Origin of the sequence: Aminobacter aminovorans, from assembly GCF_900445235.1 — a bacterium.
Taxonomy (GTDB): domain Bacteria; phylum Pseudomonadota; class Alphaproteobacteria; order Rhizobiales; family Rhizobiaceae; genus Aminobacter; species Aminobacter aminovorans.
The window spans coordinates 4419491-4436976 of sequence record NZ_UFSM01000001.1; the positions used below are offsets into that span (position 1 = coordinate 4419491).

14 protein-coding genes are annotated in these 17486 nt (G+C 62.9%); 5 read left to right on the forward strand and 9 right to left on the reverse strand.

Annotated features, from left to right (window positions below; translation table 11 throughout):
• The 6 genes from glgC to DY201_RS21850 form a co-directional block, all read right to left on the reverse strand.
• Nucleotides 1-1263, reverse strand: a complete 1263-nt coding sequence (gene glgC, locus DY201_RS21825; RefSeq protein ID WP_115733034.1) for a glucose-1-phosphate adenylyltransferase — start codon at nucleotides 1261-1263, stop codon at nucleotides 1-3.
• Nucleotides 1264-1277: 14 nt separating this feature from the next.
• Nucleotides 1278-3494, reverse strand: a complete 2217-nt coding sequence (gene glgB, locus DY201_RS21830; RefSeq protein ID WP_115733035.1) for a 1,4-alpha-glucan branching protein GlgB — start codon at nucleotides 3492-3494, stop codon at nucleotides 1278-1280.
• A gap of 54 nt (nucleotides 3495-3548) precedes the next feature.
• The gene (locus DY201_RS21835; protein WP_115733036.1) at nucleotides 3549-6017 is read right to left on the reverse strand and encodes a glycogen/starch/alpha-glucan phosphorylase; all 2469 of its coding nucleotides are present in this window, start codon (nucleotides 6015-6017) and stop codon (nucleotides 3549-3551) included.
• Nucleotides 6018-6224: 207 nt separating this feature from the next.
• A complete protein-coding gene (locus DY201_RS21840; protein ID WP_115733037.1) occupies nucleotides 6225-7007 on the reverse strand; it encodes an ATP-binding cassette domain-containing protein in 783 nt (260 codons plus the stop codon).
• On the reverse strand, nucleotides 7007-8089 hold the full coding sequence (locus tag DY201_RS21845; protein WP_115733038.1) for an ABC transporter permease: 1083 nt from the start codon (nucleotides 8087-8089) through the stop codon (nucleotides 7007-7009). Before DY201_RS21845 ends, DY201_RS21840 begins: the two co-directional genes overlap by 1 nt.
• 103 nt (nucleotides 8090-8192) lie before the next feature.
• On the reverse strand, nucleotides 8193-9224 hold the full coding sequence (locus DY201_RS21850; RefSeq protein WP_165915789.1) for a sugar ABC transporter substrate-binding protein: 1032 nt from the start codon (nucleotides 9222-9224) through the stop codon (nucleotides 8193-8195).
• A 235-nt stretch (nucleotides 9225-9459) separates the two neighbouring features.
• Here DY201_RS21850 and DY201_RS21855 point away from each other — a divergent pair, with 235 nt between their 5' ends.
• The 5 genes from DY201_RS21855 to DY201_RS21870 are packed head-to-tail and all read left to right on the forward strand — an operon-like array spanning nucleotide 9460 to nucleotide 13439.
• Nucleotides 9460-10692 (forward strand): ROK family transcriptional regulator, encoded by a 1233-nt coding sequence (locus tag DY201_RS21855; RefSeq protein ID WP_115733039.1) that lies wholly within the window; start codon nucleotides 9460-9462, stop codon nucleotides 10690-10692.
• 2 nt (nucleotides 10693-10694) lie between these two features.
• Nucleotides 10695-11141, forward strand: coding sequence for an RbsD/FucU family protein (locus tag DY201_RS21860; RefSeq protein WP_115733040.1), 447 nt, complete (start codon nucleotides 10695-10697; stop codon nucleotides 11139-11141).
• The gene (locus DY201_RS21865) at nucleotides 11138-12061 is read left to right on the forward strand and encodes a carbohydrate kinase family protein (protein ID WP_115733041.1); all 924 of its coding nucleotides are present in this window, start codon (nucleotides 11138-11140) and stop codon (nucleotides 12059-12061) included. The genes DY201_RS21860 and DY201_RS21865 overlap by 4 nt, the downstream gene beginning before the upstream one ends.
• Nucleotides 12040-12297, forward strand: coding sequence for a hypothetical protein (locus DY201_RS28800; RefSeq protein WP_131922212.1), 258 nt, complete (start codon nucleotides 12040-12042; stop codon nucleotides 12295-12297). Before DY201_RS21865 ends, DY201_RS28800 begins: the two co-directional genes overlap by 22 nt.
• Nucleotides 12297-13439 carry a DegT/DnrJ/EryC1/StrS family aminotransferase gene (locus DY201_RS21870; RefSeq protein ID WP_115733042.1) on the forward strand — a complete coding sequence of 381 codons (1143 nt, stop codon included), beginning with the start codon at nucleotides 12297-12299 and terminating at the stop codon, nucleotides 13437-13439. The genes DY201_RS28800 and DY201_RS21870 overlap by 1 nt, the downstream gene beginning before the upstream one ends.
• 83 nt (nucleotides 13440-13522) lie before the next feature.
• On the opposite strand, the gene cysQ is transcribed toward DY201_RS21870, so the two are convergent.
• From cysQ to cysD, 3 genes are read right to left on the reverse strand one after another with little or no spacing between them, the layout of a single operon-like run.
• The gene (cysQ, locus tag DY201_RS21875; RefSeq protein ID WP_115733043.1) at nucleotides 13523-14374 is read right to left on the reverse strand and encodes a 3'(2'),5'-bisphosphate nucleotidase CysQ; all 852 of its coding nucleotides are present in this window, start codon (nucleotides 14372-14374) and stop codon (nucleotides 13523-13525) included.
• Complete coding sequence (gene cysN / locus DY201_RS21880) at nucleotides 14325-16262, reverse strand: sulfate adenylyltransferase subunit CysN (protein WP_115733044.1); 1938 nt, start codon at nucleotides 16260-16262, stop codon at nucleotides 14325-14327. Before cysN ends, cysQ begins: the two co-directional genes overlap by 50 nt.
• 2 nt (nucleotides 16263-16264) lie before the next feature.
• Nucleotides 16265-17170, reverse strand: coding sequence for a sulfate adenylyltransferase subunit CysD (gene cysD / locus DY201_RS21885; RefSeq protein ID WP_115733045.1), 906 nt, complete (start codon nucleotides 17168-17170; stop codon nucleotides 16265-16267).
• Nucleotides 17171-17486 lie beyond the last annotated feature (316 nt).

Genomic DNA, 17486 nt, shown 5'->3' on the forward strand with positions numbered 1-17486 from the left:
TTACAACTCCAGCCTGTTGATCATGTCCTGGGTGATCAGGCAGATGCCTTTCTCCGAGACGCGGAAACGCTTGGCGTCCAGCACCGGATCCTCACCGACAACCAGTCCCTCGGGTATCCGTACACCATGATCTATGACAACTCGTTTGAGCCGCGCGTTGCGGCCGACATAGCATGCCGGCAGCATCACCACGTCCTCGAGGGTCGAATAGGAATTGATGCGCGCGCCGGTGAAGATCAGGCTGCGCTTGAGCGAGGCGCCCGAGACGATGCAGTCGCCCGAGACCAGTGAGGAAATGGCGGATCCGCGCCGGCCGTCCTCGTCATGGACGAATTTGGCCGGCGGGGTCAGTTCCGAATAGGTCCAGATCGGCCAGTCGCGGTCGTAGAGGTCGAGTTCGGGCGTGATGTCGGTCAGGTCGATATTGGCTTCCCAATAGGCGTCGACGGTACCGACATCGCGCCAGTAGGCCTCGCCTTCCATGCTCGAGCGCACGCAGGACTTGGCGAAACGATGCGCCACGGCTTTGCCGTGCTGGACGATGTAGGGAATGATGTCCTTGCCAAAGTCGCGGCTCGATTCCGGCTCGTTGGCGTCGCGGCGCAACTGCTCCATCAGGAACTTGGTCTTGAAGACATAGATGCCCATCGAGGCCAGCGCATAGTCCGGCTTGTCGGGAATGCCAGGCGGATCGGCCGGCTTTTCGATGAAGGAAATGATGCTGTCCTTCTTGTCGACATGCATCACGCCGAAGCCCGTCGCCTCCATGCGTGGCACCTCGAGGCAGCCGACGGTGACATCCGCGCCGGCGTCGACGTGCTGGCGCAGCATCAGCTCATAGTCCATCTTGTAGATGTGATCGCCGGCCAGGATGACCATGTATTCCGGGCCGTAAGCCTCGATGATGTCGATGTTCTGGTAGACCGCGTCGGCAGTGCCTTCATACCACTGCGTCTCGGAGACGCGCTGGCTCGCCGGCAGGATGTCGAAGCTCTCGTTGCGCTCGGGCCTGAGGAAGTTCCAGCCGCGTTGCAGGTGGCGGATCAGCGAATGCGCCTTGTACTGAGTGGCGACGCCGAGGCGGCGAATGCCCGAGTTCAGGGCATTCGACAGCGCAAAATCGATGATGCGGGTCTTGCCGCCGAAATAGACTGCGGGCTTGGCGCGCCGGTCGGTCAGTTCCTTGAGCCGGCTGCCGCGCCCGCCGGCAAGCACATAGGCCATGGCATCGCGCGCCAGCGGCTGGTTTCTCTTCAGTTCCATGCCATCCTCCCTGCTCAGTCCGCCACAAACTCAAGCATGATCGTCGCCAGCGGCGGCAGAAGCAGCACAGCCGCTGCCCCTCCTCCATCCGTCGGTTGCGCGGTGACCATGCCGTTGTTGCCCTTGCCCGACCCGCCATAGTCCAGCGCGTCGGAGTTGAAGATTTCCCGCCACTTGCCTGCCTTTGGCAGCGGCACGCGATATCCGTCGCGCAGAACCGGGGTGAAGCTGGAGATGACGGCGATCGGCGCGCCATCAGGTGCCTTGCGCAGCCAGGCAAAGACCGAGTTCGCCGCGTCGTCGACAATCAGCCATTCGAAGCCTTCGGGCTCGCAGTCGCGGGCGTGCAGCGCCGGGCGCGAGCGGTAGAGGTAGTTGAGATCGCGCACCAGCTGCCAGACACCGCGATGCGGGGCGGAGTCGAGCAGGTTCCAGTCGAGCGCCCTTGCCTCGCTCCACTCCGCGCGCTGGGCGAACTCCTGGCCCATGAACAGCAGCTTCTTGCCGGGATAACCCCACATGAAGGCGTAGTAGGCGCGCAGCGTCGCGAACTTCTGCCAGTCGTCACCCGCCATCTTGTTGAGCAGGGTGCCTTTGCCATGCACGACCTCGTCATGGGACAACGGCAGGACGAAATTCTCGCTGAAGGCGTAGAGCAGCCCGAAGGTGATTTCGTTGTGGTGATGCTTGCGGTGCACCGGCTCCTTGGCGAGGTACTCCAGCGTGTCGTGCATGAAGCCCATGTTCCATTTGAAGCCGAAGCCGAGCCCGCCTTCATGCACCGGCTGCGACACCTTGGGCCAGGATGTCGATTCCTCGGCGATCGTCATCACACCGGGATGCGCGCCGTAGACGGCAGCATTCATCTTCTGCAGGAAACGCACCGACTCCAGGTTCTCGCGGCCACCGAACTCGTTGGGGATCCACTCGCCTTGATTGCGCGAATAGTCGAGATAGAGCATTGAGGCGACCGCATCCACGCGCAGGCCGTCGACATGGTATTTCTCCGCCCAGAACAGGGCGTTGTTGACGAGGAACGACACCACCTCGCGCCGGCCGAAATTGTAGATCGCCGTGTTCCAGTCGGGATGGAAACCCTGGCGCGGATCGGCATGTTCGTAGAGCGCTGTGCCGTCGAAATGCGCCAGCCCATGCTCATCGACGGGGAAATGCGCCGGCACCCAGTCGAGGATGACGCCGATGCCGGCACGATGGGCGCCGTCGACGAAGCGGGCAAAGCCCTCGGGTTCGCCGAAACGGGCGGACGGCGCATAGAGCCCCGTCGTCTGGTAGCCCCAGGACGGGTCATAGGGATGCTCTGAGATCGGCATAAACTCGATATGGGTAAAGCCTGTCTCGACGGCATACGGGATCAGCCGATCGGCCATCTCGTCCCACGACAGGAAGCTGCCGTCGTCGCGGCGCTGCCACGAGCCGGCATGCACCTCATAGATGCTGATCGGCTCGCGCCGATGGTCGGACGCACGCCAATGCGCGCGGTGCTTGTCGTCGCCCCATTCATGCGCGGGCGGTATGTCGGTCACCGACGCAGTGGCAGGCCGCAGCTCGGAACGGATGGCGTAGGGGTCGGCCTTAAGCGGCAACCTGACACCGCGGGCCCCGATCAGTTCGAACTTGTAGGGCCGGCCCGGACCGATGTCGGGAACGAAGATCTCCCAGATTCCGGTGTCCTGGCGCAGCCGCATCGGATGACGGCGGCCGTCCCAGTCGTTGAAGTCGCCGACCACCGAAACCCGATGCGCGTTCGGTGCCCAGACCGCGAAATGAACGCCGTCGGCGCCCTCATGCGAAATCAGATGTGCGCCCAGCTTGTCGAACAGCCGGAGATGCGAGCCTTCCCCAATGAAGTAGTCGTCCATCGGCCCGAGCACCGGGCCGAAGCTGTAGGCATCCGTCACCCACCATTCGCCGCCGGCATTTTTCGCGAGATAGCGCAGCGGCTGGCGCTTGCGGATCGACAGCTTGCCTTCGAAGAAGCCGGCATCGTTGCGGCGGGGAAGCTCGCCGCACGCCTTGCCCTCCAGCGTGTGGGCGGTGACGGTTTCGGCATGCGGCACGAAGCAACGGGCGAGAAGCCCCTTGCTCGACTGCTGGAGCCCCAGCACCGCGAACGGGTCGCCATGGGTGCCGTTGACGATCGCCTCGATATCGCCTTCCGTGGCTCTGTCGAGCTCCGGTTTCGTTTCGGCGGCCGCGCCGGGCTTCAGCATGTTTTGGTGTCCCCTCCCAGGGTTTTTTCGGCGAGGTCAGTTCATGCAATCACATCAGGCCGGTACGTTCCAGATTTCTTTGGCATATTGGCGGATGGTGCGGTCGGACGAGAACCAGCCGACACGCGCAACGTTGCGAATGGCGCGCGCGTACCAGTCCGGGCTGTCGCGCCAGATATTGTCGACCTGGCGCTGGGCAGCGGCATAAGAATCGAAGTCGGCAGCGACCATGAACCAGTCGTGCTGGTAGAGCCCGTCCATCAGCTCGCGGTAACGCGCGGGGTCGTCGGGCGAGAACACGCCGGATGAAATCGCAGCGACCGCCTGCTTGAGCTCGGGCGAACCGTCGATCACCGCAGCCGGCTGGTAGCCGCTGTTGCGGCGCTCGGCGACCTCCTCGGTGGTCAGGCCGAAGATGAAGATGTTATCGTCGCCGACATGCTCCTTGATCTCGACATTGGCGCCATCGAGCGTACCGATGGTCAACGCGCCGTTGAGCGCGAACTTCATGTTGCCCGTACCGGACGCCTCCATGCCCGCCGTCGAGATCTGCTCCGAAAGGTCGGCCGCCGGCATCAGGATCTCGGCCGCGCTGACATTGTAGTTCGGAATGAAGACGACCTTGAGCAGCCCGCGCACGGAGGGATCGCTGTTGATCACCCTGGCGACGTCATTGGCCAGTTTGATGATCAGCTTGGCGTTGTGGTAGCTCGGTGCCGCCTTGCCGCCAAAGAACTTCACCCGCGGCATCCATTCGCGTTCCGGGTGCGAGCGGATCTGGTCGTAGAGCGCCACCGCCTCGATGATGTTCAGAAGCTGGCGCTTGTATTCGTGGATGCGCTTGATCTGGATGTCGAATAGCGCCGACGGATCGACCTTGATGCCCATCCGCTCGGCCACGAGGTTCGACAGCCGCACCTTGTTGGCGCGCTTGACCGCAGCGAATTTGTCGCGGAACGCGGCATCGCCGGCAAAACCGTCGAGCTCGCGGATCGCCTCGATGTCGTCGAGGAAGTGGTCGCCGATGGCTTCGCGCGCCAGGCCGGTCAAACCAGGATTGCACTGGATCAGCCAGCGCCGCGGCGTGATGCCGTTGGTCTTGTTGTTGATGCGGTCGGGATAGAGGCTGTGCAGGTCGGAAAATACCGTTTCCTTCATCAGCTCGGTATGCAGCGCCGAGACGCCGTTGACGCTGTGCGAACCGGCAAAGGCAAGATTGCCCATGCGAACGCGGCGCTCGCCGTTCTCCTGGATCAGCGAAATGCGGCTGATCTGCTCGCCGCTGAAGCGGCCAGTCGCCCGCGCTTCAAGAAGAACCTCGGCATTGATCGCATAGACGATCTGCATGTGGCGCGGCAGCAGCCGCTCGAACAGTGGCACCGGCCAGCTTTCGAGCGCCTCCGGCAGAAGCGTGTGGTTGGTGTAGGCAAAGGTGCGCTTGGTGATGTCCCAGGACGTGTCGAAGTCCATGCCATGGACGTCCATCAGCAGGCGCATCAGTTCAGGTACGGCGACAGCGGGATGGGTGTCGTTGAGATGGATCGCCGCCTTGTCGGGCAACGACATCAGGTCGCCATATTTGCTGATGTGGCGCTGCAGGATGTCCTGCAGCGAGGCGGTCGAGAAGAAGTATTCCTGCCGCAGCCGCAGTTCCTGGCCGGCCTTGTGCGAGTCCGCGGGATAAAGCACGCGTGACAGCGCGTCGGCCTTGTTGCTTTCGGCAAGCGCACCGATGTGGTCGCCGGCATTGAACTTGTCGAGCAGGATCGGGTCGAGCGGCATGCCCGACCACAGCCGCAGCGTGTTGACGCGCGCGCCGCGCCAGCCGACCACCGGGGTGTCGTAGGCAACGGCCAGGACGCGGTCGGTGGGCTTCCAGACATGCCGTTCAAGCCGGCCATCCGGCGCAGTGACGGATTCGACGGAACCGCCGAAGCCGACCTCGAAAGCGCGCTCGCGGCGCTCGAATTCCCAGGGATTGCCGTGTTCGAGCCAGGTTTCGGGTAGTTCGACCTGCCAGCCGTCATGGATTTCCTGGCGGAACATGCCGTTGGCATAGCGGATGCCGTAGCCATGGGCCGGAATGTCGACGGTCGCCATGCTTTCCATGAAGCAGGCGGCGAGCCGGCCGAGACCGCCATTGCCGAGTGCTGCATCAGGCTCCAGCTTGGCGATGATATCGAACTCGACGCCGAGCGAGGCAAGCGCTTCGCGCATCGCGTCCATCAGGCCGAGATTGGAGAAGGCATCGCGCATCAGGCGGCCGATCAGGAACTCCAGCGAGAGGTAATAAACCCGCTTCGCGCTCTGGTCGTAGGCCTCCTTGGTCGAGGAGATCCACTCGTCGACGATGCGGTCGCGCACCACCTTGATCGATGCGGTCAGCCAATCATAGTCAGTGGCTACCGTGGCGTCCTTGCCGAGCCGGTACTTCAGCGCACTCAGGATTTCGGCAGCCAGTGCCTCGGGGCTCGTGTCGCCAAGGGGTGGCTTGGGGATTTTCGGGGTCACTGCGCGGGTCATCTCGCCTCTCGCATGTTGTTCGGCCACCGTTCACTTACCTCCCTTGCCGACACCAGTCCTCCCATACTCATGTTAGCCAATCCAAATGCGATCTCAATCGATTTAAATCTCCGCGTCAATATCTCGCGAAGCGGAGACCCCGGGGATCTTGCGACGCAGAGACCCCGGGATCTTGCGACGCAGAGACCCCGGGTTGTGGCCGGTCGGTCAGGCAGCGATTGCAGCCTCCGGCGGCGCCTTGGCTCCGGTCATGAACGCCACGGCATCCGACATCGTGTATTCCTTCGGATCGATGACCGTCAGCCTGCGACCGAGGCGATGGATATGGATCCGGTCGGCGACCTCAAAGACATGCGGCATGTTGTGCGAGATCAGCACGATGGGCAGGCCACGCCGCTTCACGTCGAGTATCAGTTCGAGCACGCGCCTGCTTTCCTTGACGCCGAGTGCCGCCGTCGGCTCGTCCATGATCACGACCTTGGAGCCGAAGGCCGCGGCACGCGCCACCGCCACACCCTGGCGCTGGCCGCCGGACAGCGTTTCGACAGCCTGGCCGATGTTCTGGATGGTCATCAGGCCAAGTTCGGTCAGCTTATCGCGCGCCCGCCTCTCCATTGCGCCCCGGTCGAGCATGCGGAACCAGTTGCCCATGATGCCGGGCTTCCGGATTTCGCGGCCGAGGAACATGTTGTCGGCGATCGACAGCGCCGGCGACAGAGCGAGGTTCTGGTAGACAGTCTCGATGCCGGCGTCGCGCGCCTCCATCGGCGCCTTGAAGTTCACCACCTTGCCTTCGAGGCGGATTTCGCCTTCGTCAGGGGTGATGGCTCCCGAAATCGCCTTGATGAGCGACGACTTGCCGGCGCCGTTGTCGCCGATCACGGCAAGGATTTCGCCGGGATAGAGGTCGAAATCGGCCTGATCGAGGGCGGTGACGCGGCCATATCGCTTGACCAGACCGCGCGCGGTGAGAAGAGGTTCGGTAGCCATCAGCCTGCAACCTTTCTGATCCACTGGTCGATTGCGACCGCGATGATGATGAGGGTGCCGATCAGCAGATAGGTCCACTGCGGATCGGTGCCGATGAGGCGGAGGCCAAGCTGGAACACGCCGACGATCAGCGCGCCGAACAGCATGCCGAGGATCGAGCCACGGCCGCCGAACAGCGAGATGCCGCCAATCACCACCGCGGTGATGGATTCGATGTTGGCGAACTGGCCTGCCGTCGGCGACACCGAGCCGATACGGCCGATGAGCATCCAGCCGCCGAGAGCGCAGATCAGGCCCGAGATGACGTAGACAGAGATAAGAACCCTGCTGACGCGCACGCCCGAAAGCTGGGCCGCCTCGGGATCGTCACCGATGGCGTAGACATGCCGGCCCCAGGCGGTGTGGTTCAAAATGTACCACAGGACCGCCACCAGCAGCACCATGGCGACGACGCCATAGGTGAACACCGCATTGCCGAGGCGGAAGTTCTCACCGAAGAACTTCAGAATCGGCGCCTGCGCCTCGATATCCTGGGAACGGATCGTCTCGTTGGCCGAATAGAGGAAATTCGTCGCCAGCACGATCTGCCAGGTGCCGAGCGTGACGATGAACGGCGGCAGCTTCATGTAGGAGACAAGCACACCATTCAGCCAGCCGCAGAGAGCGCCGACGGCGAAGCCGCACAGGATCGCCAGCGAAGGCGGCAAGCCGTAGCGGAAAGTGAACTGCCCCATCACCACCGACGACAGCACCATGATGGCGCCGACGGAAAGATCGATGCCGGCGGTCAGGATGACCAGGGTCTGGGCAGCGCCGATGATACCGGTGATAGCCACCTGCTGCAGGATCAGCGTCATCGAGAAGGCCGAGAAGAACTTGCCGCCAATGATCACGCCGAAGAGCGCGACCGAGGCAATAAGCACGATCAGCGGGACTGCGGCCGGGTTGGAATGCAGGAAATGCTGGACCTTTTCGATTGGCGACCGGGTATGCGTGTCGAAGCTGGCCACCGAGGTGTCGCTGCCCGAGAGAACCTTCTCGAACTCCTGCGGCCGCCTGGCATCTGCCGAAGCGTCAGTCATGTCGAATTCCTCCCATCAGGGATTTCACATCCCCCTTGTAGGAAGGGCGACCAAGGGGTCGCCCTTCGTCTGCAAGGAAGTGTCACGCCTTCAGGCGGTCAGATCAACCCCAGCACTTTTCCAGGCCGGTCTTGACGTCGATCGATTCCACACCCGTGGCCGGCTTGTCGGTCACCAGCGAAACGCCCGTGTCGAAGAAGTCCTTGCCTTCCGTCGGCTTGGGCTTCTCGCCGCTATCGGCGAACTTCTTGATCGCCTCGATGCCGAGTGCCGCCATCATCAGCGGGTATTGCTGCGAAGTTGCGCCGATGACGCCGTCCTGGACATTCTTGACGCCCGGGCAGCCGCCGTCGACGGAAACGATCAGCACGTTCTTTTCCATGCCGACTGCCTTGAGTGCCTCATAGGCACCGGCGGCGGCAGGCTCGTTGATGGTGTGGACGACGGTGATGCCCGGATCCTTCTGGAGCAGGTTCTCCATCGCCTTGCGGCCGCCTTCTTCGTTGCCATTGGTGACGTCATGGCCGACGATGCGGGCATCGTCTTCGTCGCCGATCTTGTTGGCGTCCTTCACGTCGATGCCAAAGCCCATCATGAAGCCCTGGTCGCGCAGCACGTCGACCGTCGGCTGCGACGGGGTCAGGTCGAGGAAGGCAATCTTGGCGTCCTTGGCCTTGTCGCCGAGGGTCGCCGCAGCCCACTGGCCGATCAACTTGCCGGCAAGCAAATTGTCGGTGGCGAAGGTGGCGTCGGCCGAATCGGCCGGCTCGAGCGGGGTGTCGAGGGCTATGACCAGGATGCCGGCGTCGCGCGCCTTCTTGACCGCCGGCACGATGCCCTTGGTGTCGGAAGCCGTGATCAGGATGCCCTTGGCGCCGTCGGCGATGCAGGTCTCGATCGCCGCGACCTGGCTTTCGCTGTCGCCGTCGATCTTGCCGGCATAGCTCTTCAGCGTGACGCCGAGCTCAGTCGCCTTCGCCGTCGCGCCTTCCTTCATCTTGACGAAGAAGGGATTGGTGTCGGTCTTCGTGATCAGGCATGCGCCTACATCGGCGGCCGATGCAGGTGCTGCAATGCTTGCAAGCGCGGCAACCGCCGCACCAAAGACAGTCGTCTTCAGAACTGAAAATTTCATCGGGTACTCCTCCCAAAACCAAACCATGCGACCCCGGTCAGCGGGTGTCGTTCCAGATACTCATGCACTCTTCCCAGTCGAGTATCCGGCCCTGACGAAACACCAATCGGCGCCGACTGTCAATAATTAAATCACTCTTATTTATTATTGACAGGATTGCAGTCGACCCGCATTCTGTCCCAAAAGAAAATTGCGGATCTTCAGAGAAAACCGCTGAAATGACGGGAGGAAGCCGGTGGAGGCCGGAAGTTCAAGGCACGGCTCGCCAGAGGCTGGGGAAAGCCAGCAACTGCGCGGCACCAACCAGAGCGGCATGCGCGATCACAACGAGCGGCTGGTGCTGTCGCTGGTGCGGCAGAGCGGCGCCCTGGCCAAATCCGACATCGCACGGATGACTGGCCTGTCGGCGCAGACTGTCTCGGTGATCATGCGTGAACTTGAGGTCGAGGGGCTTTTGCTGCGTCAGGAGCCGATCCGCGGCAAGATCGGCCAGCCCTCCATTCCCATGGCCCTGAACCCGGAGGGCGCCTTCTTCATTGGCCTCAAGGTCGGCCGGCGCAGCGCCGAACTCGTGCTCATCGATTTTCTCGGCAAGACGCGGGCGATGCTGCAGAACTCCTATGGCTACCCGACGCCGCGCGACACCATCGAATTCGTAAGATCGGGCATCGCCCAGATGCGCGCCGGCCTGACGCGCGGGCAGGACAAGCGCATTGCCGGCCTCGGCGTGGCTATGCCGTTCGAACTCTGGAACTGGGTCGACACGGCAGGCGCCCCGCCCGAGATCATGGACGCGTGGCGCAATCGCGACATCCGCAGCGACCTCCAGGCGCTGTTTTCCTTTCCCGTCTATCTGCAGAACGACGCCACCTCGGCCTGCGGCGCCGAACTGGTGTTCGGCGACATCGGCTCGCTTCGCGACTTCGTCTATTTCTACATCGGCGCCTTTGCCGGCGGCGGCGTGGTGCTCAACGGCAGGCTCTACAGCGGACCTACCGGAAATGCCGGCGCGCTCGGCTCGATGCCGGTGCCGGGACCGGGCGGCAGACCTACCCAGCTCATCGACGTCGCCTCCATCGCCGTGCTCGAAAAGTCGCTGAACGCCAAGGGCATCGAAGCTTCCTACCTCTGGACCTCGCCCGAGGAATGGCACGACCTCGACAACCAGCCTGACCTCGACAACTGGATTTCGACCGCGTCTGACGCGCTCGCCTACGCCATCGTGGCGTCGGCATCCGTCATCGATTTCGAAAGTGCGGTCATCGACGGCTGGATGCCGCCGTCGATCCGCGCCCGCCTGGTGCAGGCAGTGCAATCGGCGATCGGCAAGATCGACGTCGAGGGCCTGCGCATCCCATCCGTCCGCGAGGGCACCGTCGGCATCCATGCGCGCGCCATGGGCGGCGCCAGCCTGCCGCTGTCCGAGCGCTTCCTGATCGGCTCGACCGCACCGTCGCGAGGGGTCTGACCGTGCTCATCAACATCCCTTCTCTGCTCGGGCCGGACCTGCTGTTCACCTTGCGGGCGATGGGCCATGGCGACGAGATCGCCATGGTCGACGGCAATTATCCCGCGCTCGAGCATGGCCGCCGCGTTATCCGCGCCGACGGGCTCGACCTGATCCCGGTGCTCGACGCCGTGCTGCAGGTGCTGCCGGTCGACGATTTCGTGCCGCAGGCGATCTTCCGCTCCTCGGTCAAGGGCGACCCGGCGCTGTCCGACCCCGTACATGGCGAAATCGACCAGGTCTGCGCCCATCGCGCGCCGGGCTTCGCCGTTGTGCCGCTGGCCGGCGATGCCTTCTACAGTCGCGTCAAGGCCGCCCACACCATCATTGCCACCAGTGAGCCCAGGCTCTACGCCAATGTCATCGTCCGCAAGGGCGTCATCTATCCAGAGGGAATCGGCAAGCCATGATCCTGTGCTGCGGCGAAGCGCTCATCGACATGCTGCCACGGCAAAGTCCTGACGGCGAACCTGCCTTTGCGCCCTATGCCGGCGGCGCGATCTTCAATTCGGCGATCGCGCTCGGGCGCCTCGGTGTGCCAACCGAGTTCTTCTCAGGCGTTTCGTCCGACCTGTTCGGCCAGCAGGTCCGCGACGTGCTGGCGGCGAGCAATGTCGGCTCACGACATGCCAATCTGTCGGGCAGGCCAACGACGCTGGCCTTCGTCCGGCTCGACAACGGCCACGCCACCTACACCTTCTATGACGAGAACACCGCCGGCCGCATGCTGACCGAGGCCGATTTGCCCAGCCTTGGCGACGACATCGATGCCATGCTGTTCGGCGCGATCAGCCTCATTCCCGAGCCATGCGGTTCGGCCTACGAGGCACTGATGAAGCGAGAGCACCAGCGCCGGGTGATGATGTTCGACCCCAACATCCGGCCGGGTTTCATCCAAGACAAGCAGGCTCACCTTGGACGTATGCGCCGCATGCTCGCCATGGCCGACATCGTCAAGCTTTCGGACGAGGACCTGGCCTGGTTCGGCGAAACAGGCAGCCATGACGAGATTGCGGCTGACTGGCTGGGCAAGGGCCCGAAACTGGTGATCATCACCAAGGGCAGCAAGGGCGCCACCGCCTACAGCGCCCGGCACACTATCTCCGTGACGCCAGAAAAAGTGACAGTGGTCGACACGGTCGGCGCCGGCGACACCTTCAATGCGGGCGTGCTTGCCTCGCTGCACGAACAGAACGTGTTGACCAAGGCTGCCATCTCCGAACTCTCGGCCTCGGCCATTGAATCAGCCCTGTCGCTTGGTGCGCGGGCCGCCGCCGTGACCGTGTCGCGCGCCGGCGCAAACCCGCCATGGCGGCGCGAACTGGCCTGAATTGGGCGTTTTCCGGCGACTTCACCGATCACTTTATGTTTCGCATCGCCAAGCCGGCTTCGACGCACCAGCCCGGAAAACCGCTGTTTTCCGCCATTTTCGGCGCGGAATTGCTGCAACCGAAAGTAACAGGAAGTGCAGCCGCGCCTTGCATGCCGCAGGGTGCTCGGCTTTTTCGGCCCCCCCAACTCTGCTATCAGCGGCGCGACGAAACGATTGGGTTTTTGGGGCAATAATGCAGTTCATCGATCTCGGCGCGCAGCGCGAACGAATCCGCGACCGTCTGAAGGCGGCCATCGACAAGGTTGTCGACGAAGGACGCTACATCCTCGGTCCGGAAGTCACCGAATTCGAAAACCAGCTCGCCAAATATGTCGGCGTCAAGCATGTGGTTGCCTGCGCCAACGGCACCGACGCGCTGCTGCTGCCGCTGCTGGCCTCCGGCATCGGCCCTGGCGATGCGGTGTTCGTTCCGAGCTTCACCTTTGCTGCCACGGCTGAAGTTGTGGCCCTTGCCAAGGCCGAGCCGGTGTTCGTCGACATCGAGCCGGACACCTACAACATCTCCATCGAGAGCCTCGAAGCTGCGATCGCCATGATCAAGGCCGAAGGCCGCCTGAAGCCAAAGGCGATCATCCCGGTCGACCTGTTCGGCATCGCCGCCGACTATGCGGCCATCGACGCCATCGCCAAGCGTGAGAACCTGCTCGTCATCGAAGACGCCGCCCAGTCGATCGGCGGCTCGCAGGACGGCAAGATGTGCGGCGCCTATGGCCATGTTGGCGCCACCAGCTTCTACCCGGCCAAGCCGCTCGGCTGCTATGGCGACGGCGGTGCGATGTTTACCAATGACGACGAGTTTGCCGCCAAGCTCCGTTCCTTCGCCTTCCACGGCAAGGGCGAAACCCAGTACGACAACATCCATGTCGGCTTGAACTCGCGCCTCGACACGCTGCAGGCGGCCATCCTGATCGAGAAGCTGGCGATCCTGGAAGACGAGATGGAGGCGCGTGCGCGCGTCGCCAGGCGTTATGCAGACGGCCTCGGCGATGTGGTGAAGGCCTCGCGTGCGCCCTCCGGCGGCCGCTCGGCATGGGCACAATATGCCATCGAAACCGCCGACCGCGACGGGCTGAAGAAGCACCTGCAGGAACAAGGCATTCCGTCTGTCATCTATTATGTGAAGCCGCTGCATGTGCAGGTGGCCTACAGCCACTACCCGCGCACGCCGGGCGGCCTGCCGGTATCCGATGCCGTGCCCGGCACCATCCTGTGCCTGCCGATGCATCCTTACCTCAGCGAAGCCGATCAGGACCGGATCATCTCGACGATCCGCAATTATGTCGGCTCCAACTCGGCCAAGATCGCGGCCAAGTAGGCAGCACTTTCAAGTCAGAACATGAAGGCCGGGCAAGTCAGAACATGAAGGCCGGGCAAGTCAGAACATGAAGGCCGGGCAAGTCAGAACATGAAGGCCGGGTCGATGATCCGGCCGCTCGAGACGAAATGCGGATTGGCGAAATCGGCATCATTGGTCTGGTTGCGCTTGCCATAGGCCAGCGGCGCACCGTCCAGCGTATGCGTGGTGCCGCCTGCGGCGCGCAACACCGCATCGCCCGCCGCCGTATCCCACTCCATCGTCCTGCCGAAGCGCGGATAGAGGTCGGCCTCGCCGGATGCCAACAGGCAGAACTTCAGCGACGAGCCGACCGAGACGATCTCGGCGGCATGCACGCGCTTGATGAAGGTTTCCGTTTCTGGGGTCAGGTGCGAACGGCTGGCGACGATGGTCAGTGGCTCGCGGCCTTCGCGCACATGAATCTGGCGGCGGCCGGCGGCTAAGCCGTCGACGATTTCGAACGCCTCGGCCTTGCCGGGGCGCCCGGCAAAAAACCGCCCGGTGCATGGCGCATAGACAACACCGATCTCAGGAGCGCCGTCGCGGACAAGCGCAATGTTGACGGTGAAGTCTGTGCGCCGCTTGACGAACTCCTTGGTGCCATCGAGCGGGTCGACAACGAAGAATGCGCGACCGAGATCCGGCGCAACGACACCCTCCGAAGTCTCTTCCTCGGCAACGCAAGGCACGTCGGGAAAGGCCGCACGCAAGCCTTCGAGGATGATCTTTTCGGCGGCCCTGTCGGCTTGCGTGACGGGCGAGGCGTCCGCCTTGTCCGTCACCGTGATCTCGGAATTGTAGACTTCCATGATCGCCTGCCCGGCCTCGACGGCCAGGCGTTCGAACAGCGTCAGTATGGCTTCGTCAGATGCCGCCACCGTCGTCGTATTGATGCTCTGCAAGGTCTCGCTCATTCAGCCAGTTCTCGACGGTCTCGACCATCTCTTCAGGGGTCTTGCCGAGTGTCTGGAGATGAATCTCAGGATTCTCCGGCGTTTCATAGGGCGAATCGACACCGGTGAAATTCTTTATCGCGCCGGCAAGCGCACGGGCATAAAGCCCCTTCGGGTCACGCTTGGCACATTCCTCGAACGGCGTATCGACAAAGACCTCGACGAACTCGCCCTGCCCCATCAATTCGCGCGCCATACGGCGCTCGGCGCGGAACGGCGAGATGAACGAGACGATGACGATCAGGCCCGCATCGGCCATCAGCTTGGCGACTTCGGCAACGCGGCGAATGTTTTCGACACGATCCTCGTCGGTGAAGCCGAGGTCGCGGTTGAGACCGTGACGAACATTGTCGCCGTCGAGGACGTAGGTGTGACGGCCGGCCGCGTGCAGCTTCTTTTCCAGCATGTTGGCAACCGTCGACTTGCCCGACCCGGACAGGCCGGTGAACCACAGCACCGCCGGGCGCTGGTTCTTGAGGTCGGCGCGGGCATGTCGGGTCACGTCGAGCGACTGCCAGTGAATGTTTTCCGACCGCCGCAGCGGGTGCAGGATCATCCCGGCACCGACGGTTGCGTTGCTGATCCGGTCGATCAGGATGAAGGCACCGGTGGTGCGGTTTTCAGAGAAACTGTCGAAGGCGACCGGCGACTGGGTCGAGATGTTGCAGACGCCGACTTCGTTCATCTCGAGCGACTTCGCCGCTTCATGGGCGAAGTCGTTGACGTTGATGCGGTACTTCAGCTCGGTGACTGTAGCACTCGCCTGATCGGTCTCAGTGCGCAGGATGTAGGAACGCCCGGGCAGTAGCGCCTGCTCGTCGAACCAGACGACATTGGCGGCGAACTGGTCGGCGACATCAGGTTGAGCATCGGGCGAAACCAGCAGGTTGCCGCGCGACACCTCGACCTCGTCTTCGAGCACGATGGTGATGGCCTGGCCGGCAACAGCGCTGCGCAGGTCACCGCCATGAGCGACGATACGCTTGACTGTCGACGGCTTGCCAGACTTGGCAACGACGATCTCGTCGCCCTGCGAGATCGATCCGGAGGCAATCGTCCCGGCAAAGCCACGGAAATCGAGATTGGGCCGGTTCACATATTGCACGGGAAAGCGGAACGGACGGTCGGTCGCCTCTTCCTCGACGACGACCGTTTCCAGATGCTCGATCAGGGTCGGGCCGGCGTACCAGCCCATCTTGTCGGAACGCCGCGTGACGTTGTCGCCGAAGCGCGCCGACATCGGGATCGCCACGATCGATTTGAAGCCGAGGCTTTCGGCAAAACTCGCATATTCAGCGGATATGCGGTCGAAAACGCTCTGGTCGAAGCCGACGAGGTCGATCTTGTTGATCGCAACGACGATGTTCCTGATGCCGAGCAGCGAGGCGATGATGGAATGCCGGCGCGTCTGGCGCAACACACCCTGGCGCGCGTCGACGAGAACGATGGCGAGGTCGGCAGTCGAGGCGCCGGTCGCCATGTTGCGGGTATACTGCTCATGGCCGGGCGTGTCGGCGACGATGAACTTGCGCTTCGGCGTGGCGAAGAAACGGTAGGCGACGTCGATGGTGATGCCTTGCTCGCGCTCGGCTTCCAGCCCGTCGACAAGCAGCGCGAAATCGACGTCCTCGCCTGTCGTGCCGTGCTTGCGCGAATCGCGCTCAAGCGCTGCGAGCTGGTCCTCGAAGATCTGCTTGGTGTCGGACAGAAGTCGGCCGATCAGCGTCGACTTGCCGTCATCGACCGAGCCGCAGGTCAGGAATCGCAGGAGCGACTTCTGCTCCTGGCCGGCGAGATATTCGCGGACGCTCTCGGCGGCCTCGATCTTGGTGGCCATGGCGTGGCGCATTCTCAGAAATACCCTTCGCGCTTCTTCTTTTCCATCGAGCCGGCTTCGTCGCGGTCGATGAGGCGTCCCTGTCGCTCGGAGGTGCGGGCGGTCAGCATCTCGCTGACGATACCCTCGAGGCTGTCGGCGTCGGATTCGATGGCACCGGTCAGCGGGTAGCAGCCCAGCGTGCGGAAGCGCACGAGCTTGTTTTCCACCACCTCGCCCGGGCGCAGCTTCATGCGGTCGTCATCGCGCAGGATCAGCATGCCGTCGCGCTCGACCACCGGCCGATGCTTGGCGAAATAGAGCGGCACGATCGGGATGTTTTCCTGAAGGATGTACTGCCAGATATCGAGCTCGGTCCAATTGGAGAGCGGGAAGACGCGGATCGATTCACCCTGGGCCACACGGGTGTTGAAGATCTTCCACATTTCCGGGCGCTGGTTCTTCGGGTCCCAGGCATGCTGGGCATTGCGGAAGGAGAAGATGCGCTCCTTGGCGCGCGACTTCTCCTCGTCGCGACGGGCCCCGCCGAAGGCTGCGTCGAAGCCGTATTTGTCGAGTGCCTGGCGCAGGCCCACCGTCTTCATCACATGAGTATGGGTATTCGAGCCGTGATCGAACGGATTGATGTTGTCGCGGACGCCGTCCGGATTGACATGAACCAGCAGGTCGAAGCCGAGCTCGCGCGCCATGCTGTCGCGAAACTCGATCATCTCGCGGAATTTCCATGTCGTGTCGACATGGAGGAACGGGAATGGCGGCTTGGCGGGGTAGAAGGCCTTCATCGCCAGATGCAGCAGGACCGACGAGTCCTTGCCCACGGAATAGAGCATCACGGGCTTGGTGAAAGTGGCAGCGACCTCACGGAAAATGTGGATCGCCTCCGCCTCGAGACGGTCCAGGTGAGTCAGTCTGGCAAGCATAAAAAAGCCTTCGGAAATCGTTCCATGGCCGCGGTTTGGTGCCGAAACGACCGATTGACTGCAGTTTCGCACAAATTAGCTGTGTCGCAAGCAGCCCACGACCAAAAACCACGGCCACGACGGTCAGATTTTGCCCGCGTTCCACATCTTCTGGAATGCAATTCCCTGGCGCAGTCGAGCAGCTGATTTTGGCGCGAAATTTGTCCTCGGACAGGCACGCCGATCACCCGACTGAAAGCAGCCTCTCCGGTCGGCTTGATGCGTGGGTGGAGTCAGCTTTTCCGAGCTCTTCCACGGGGCTCTAGCCTGGACAATG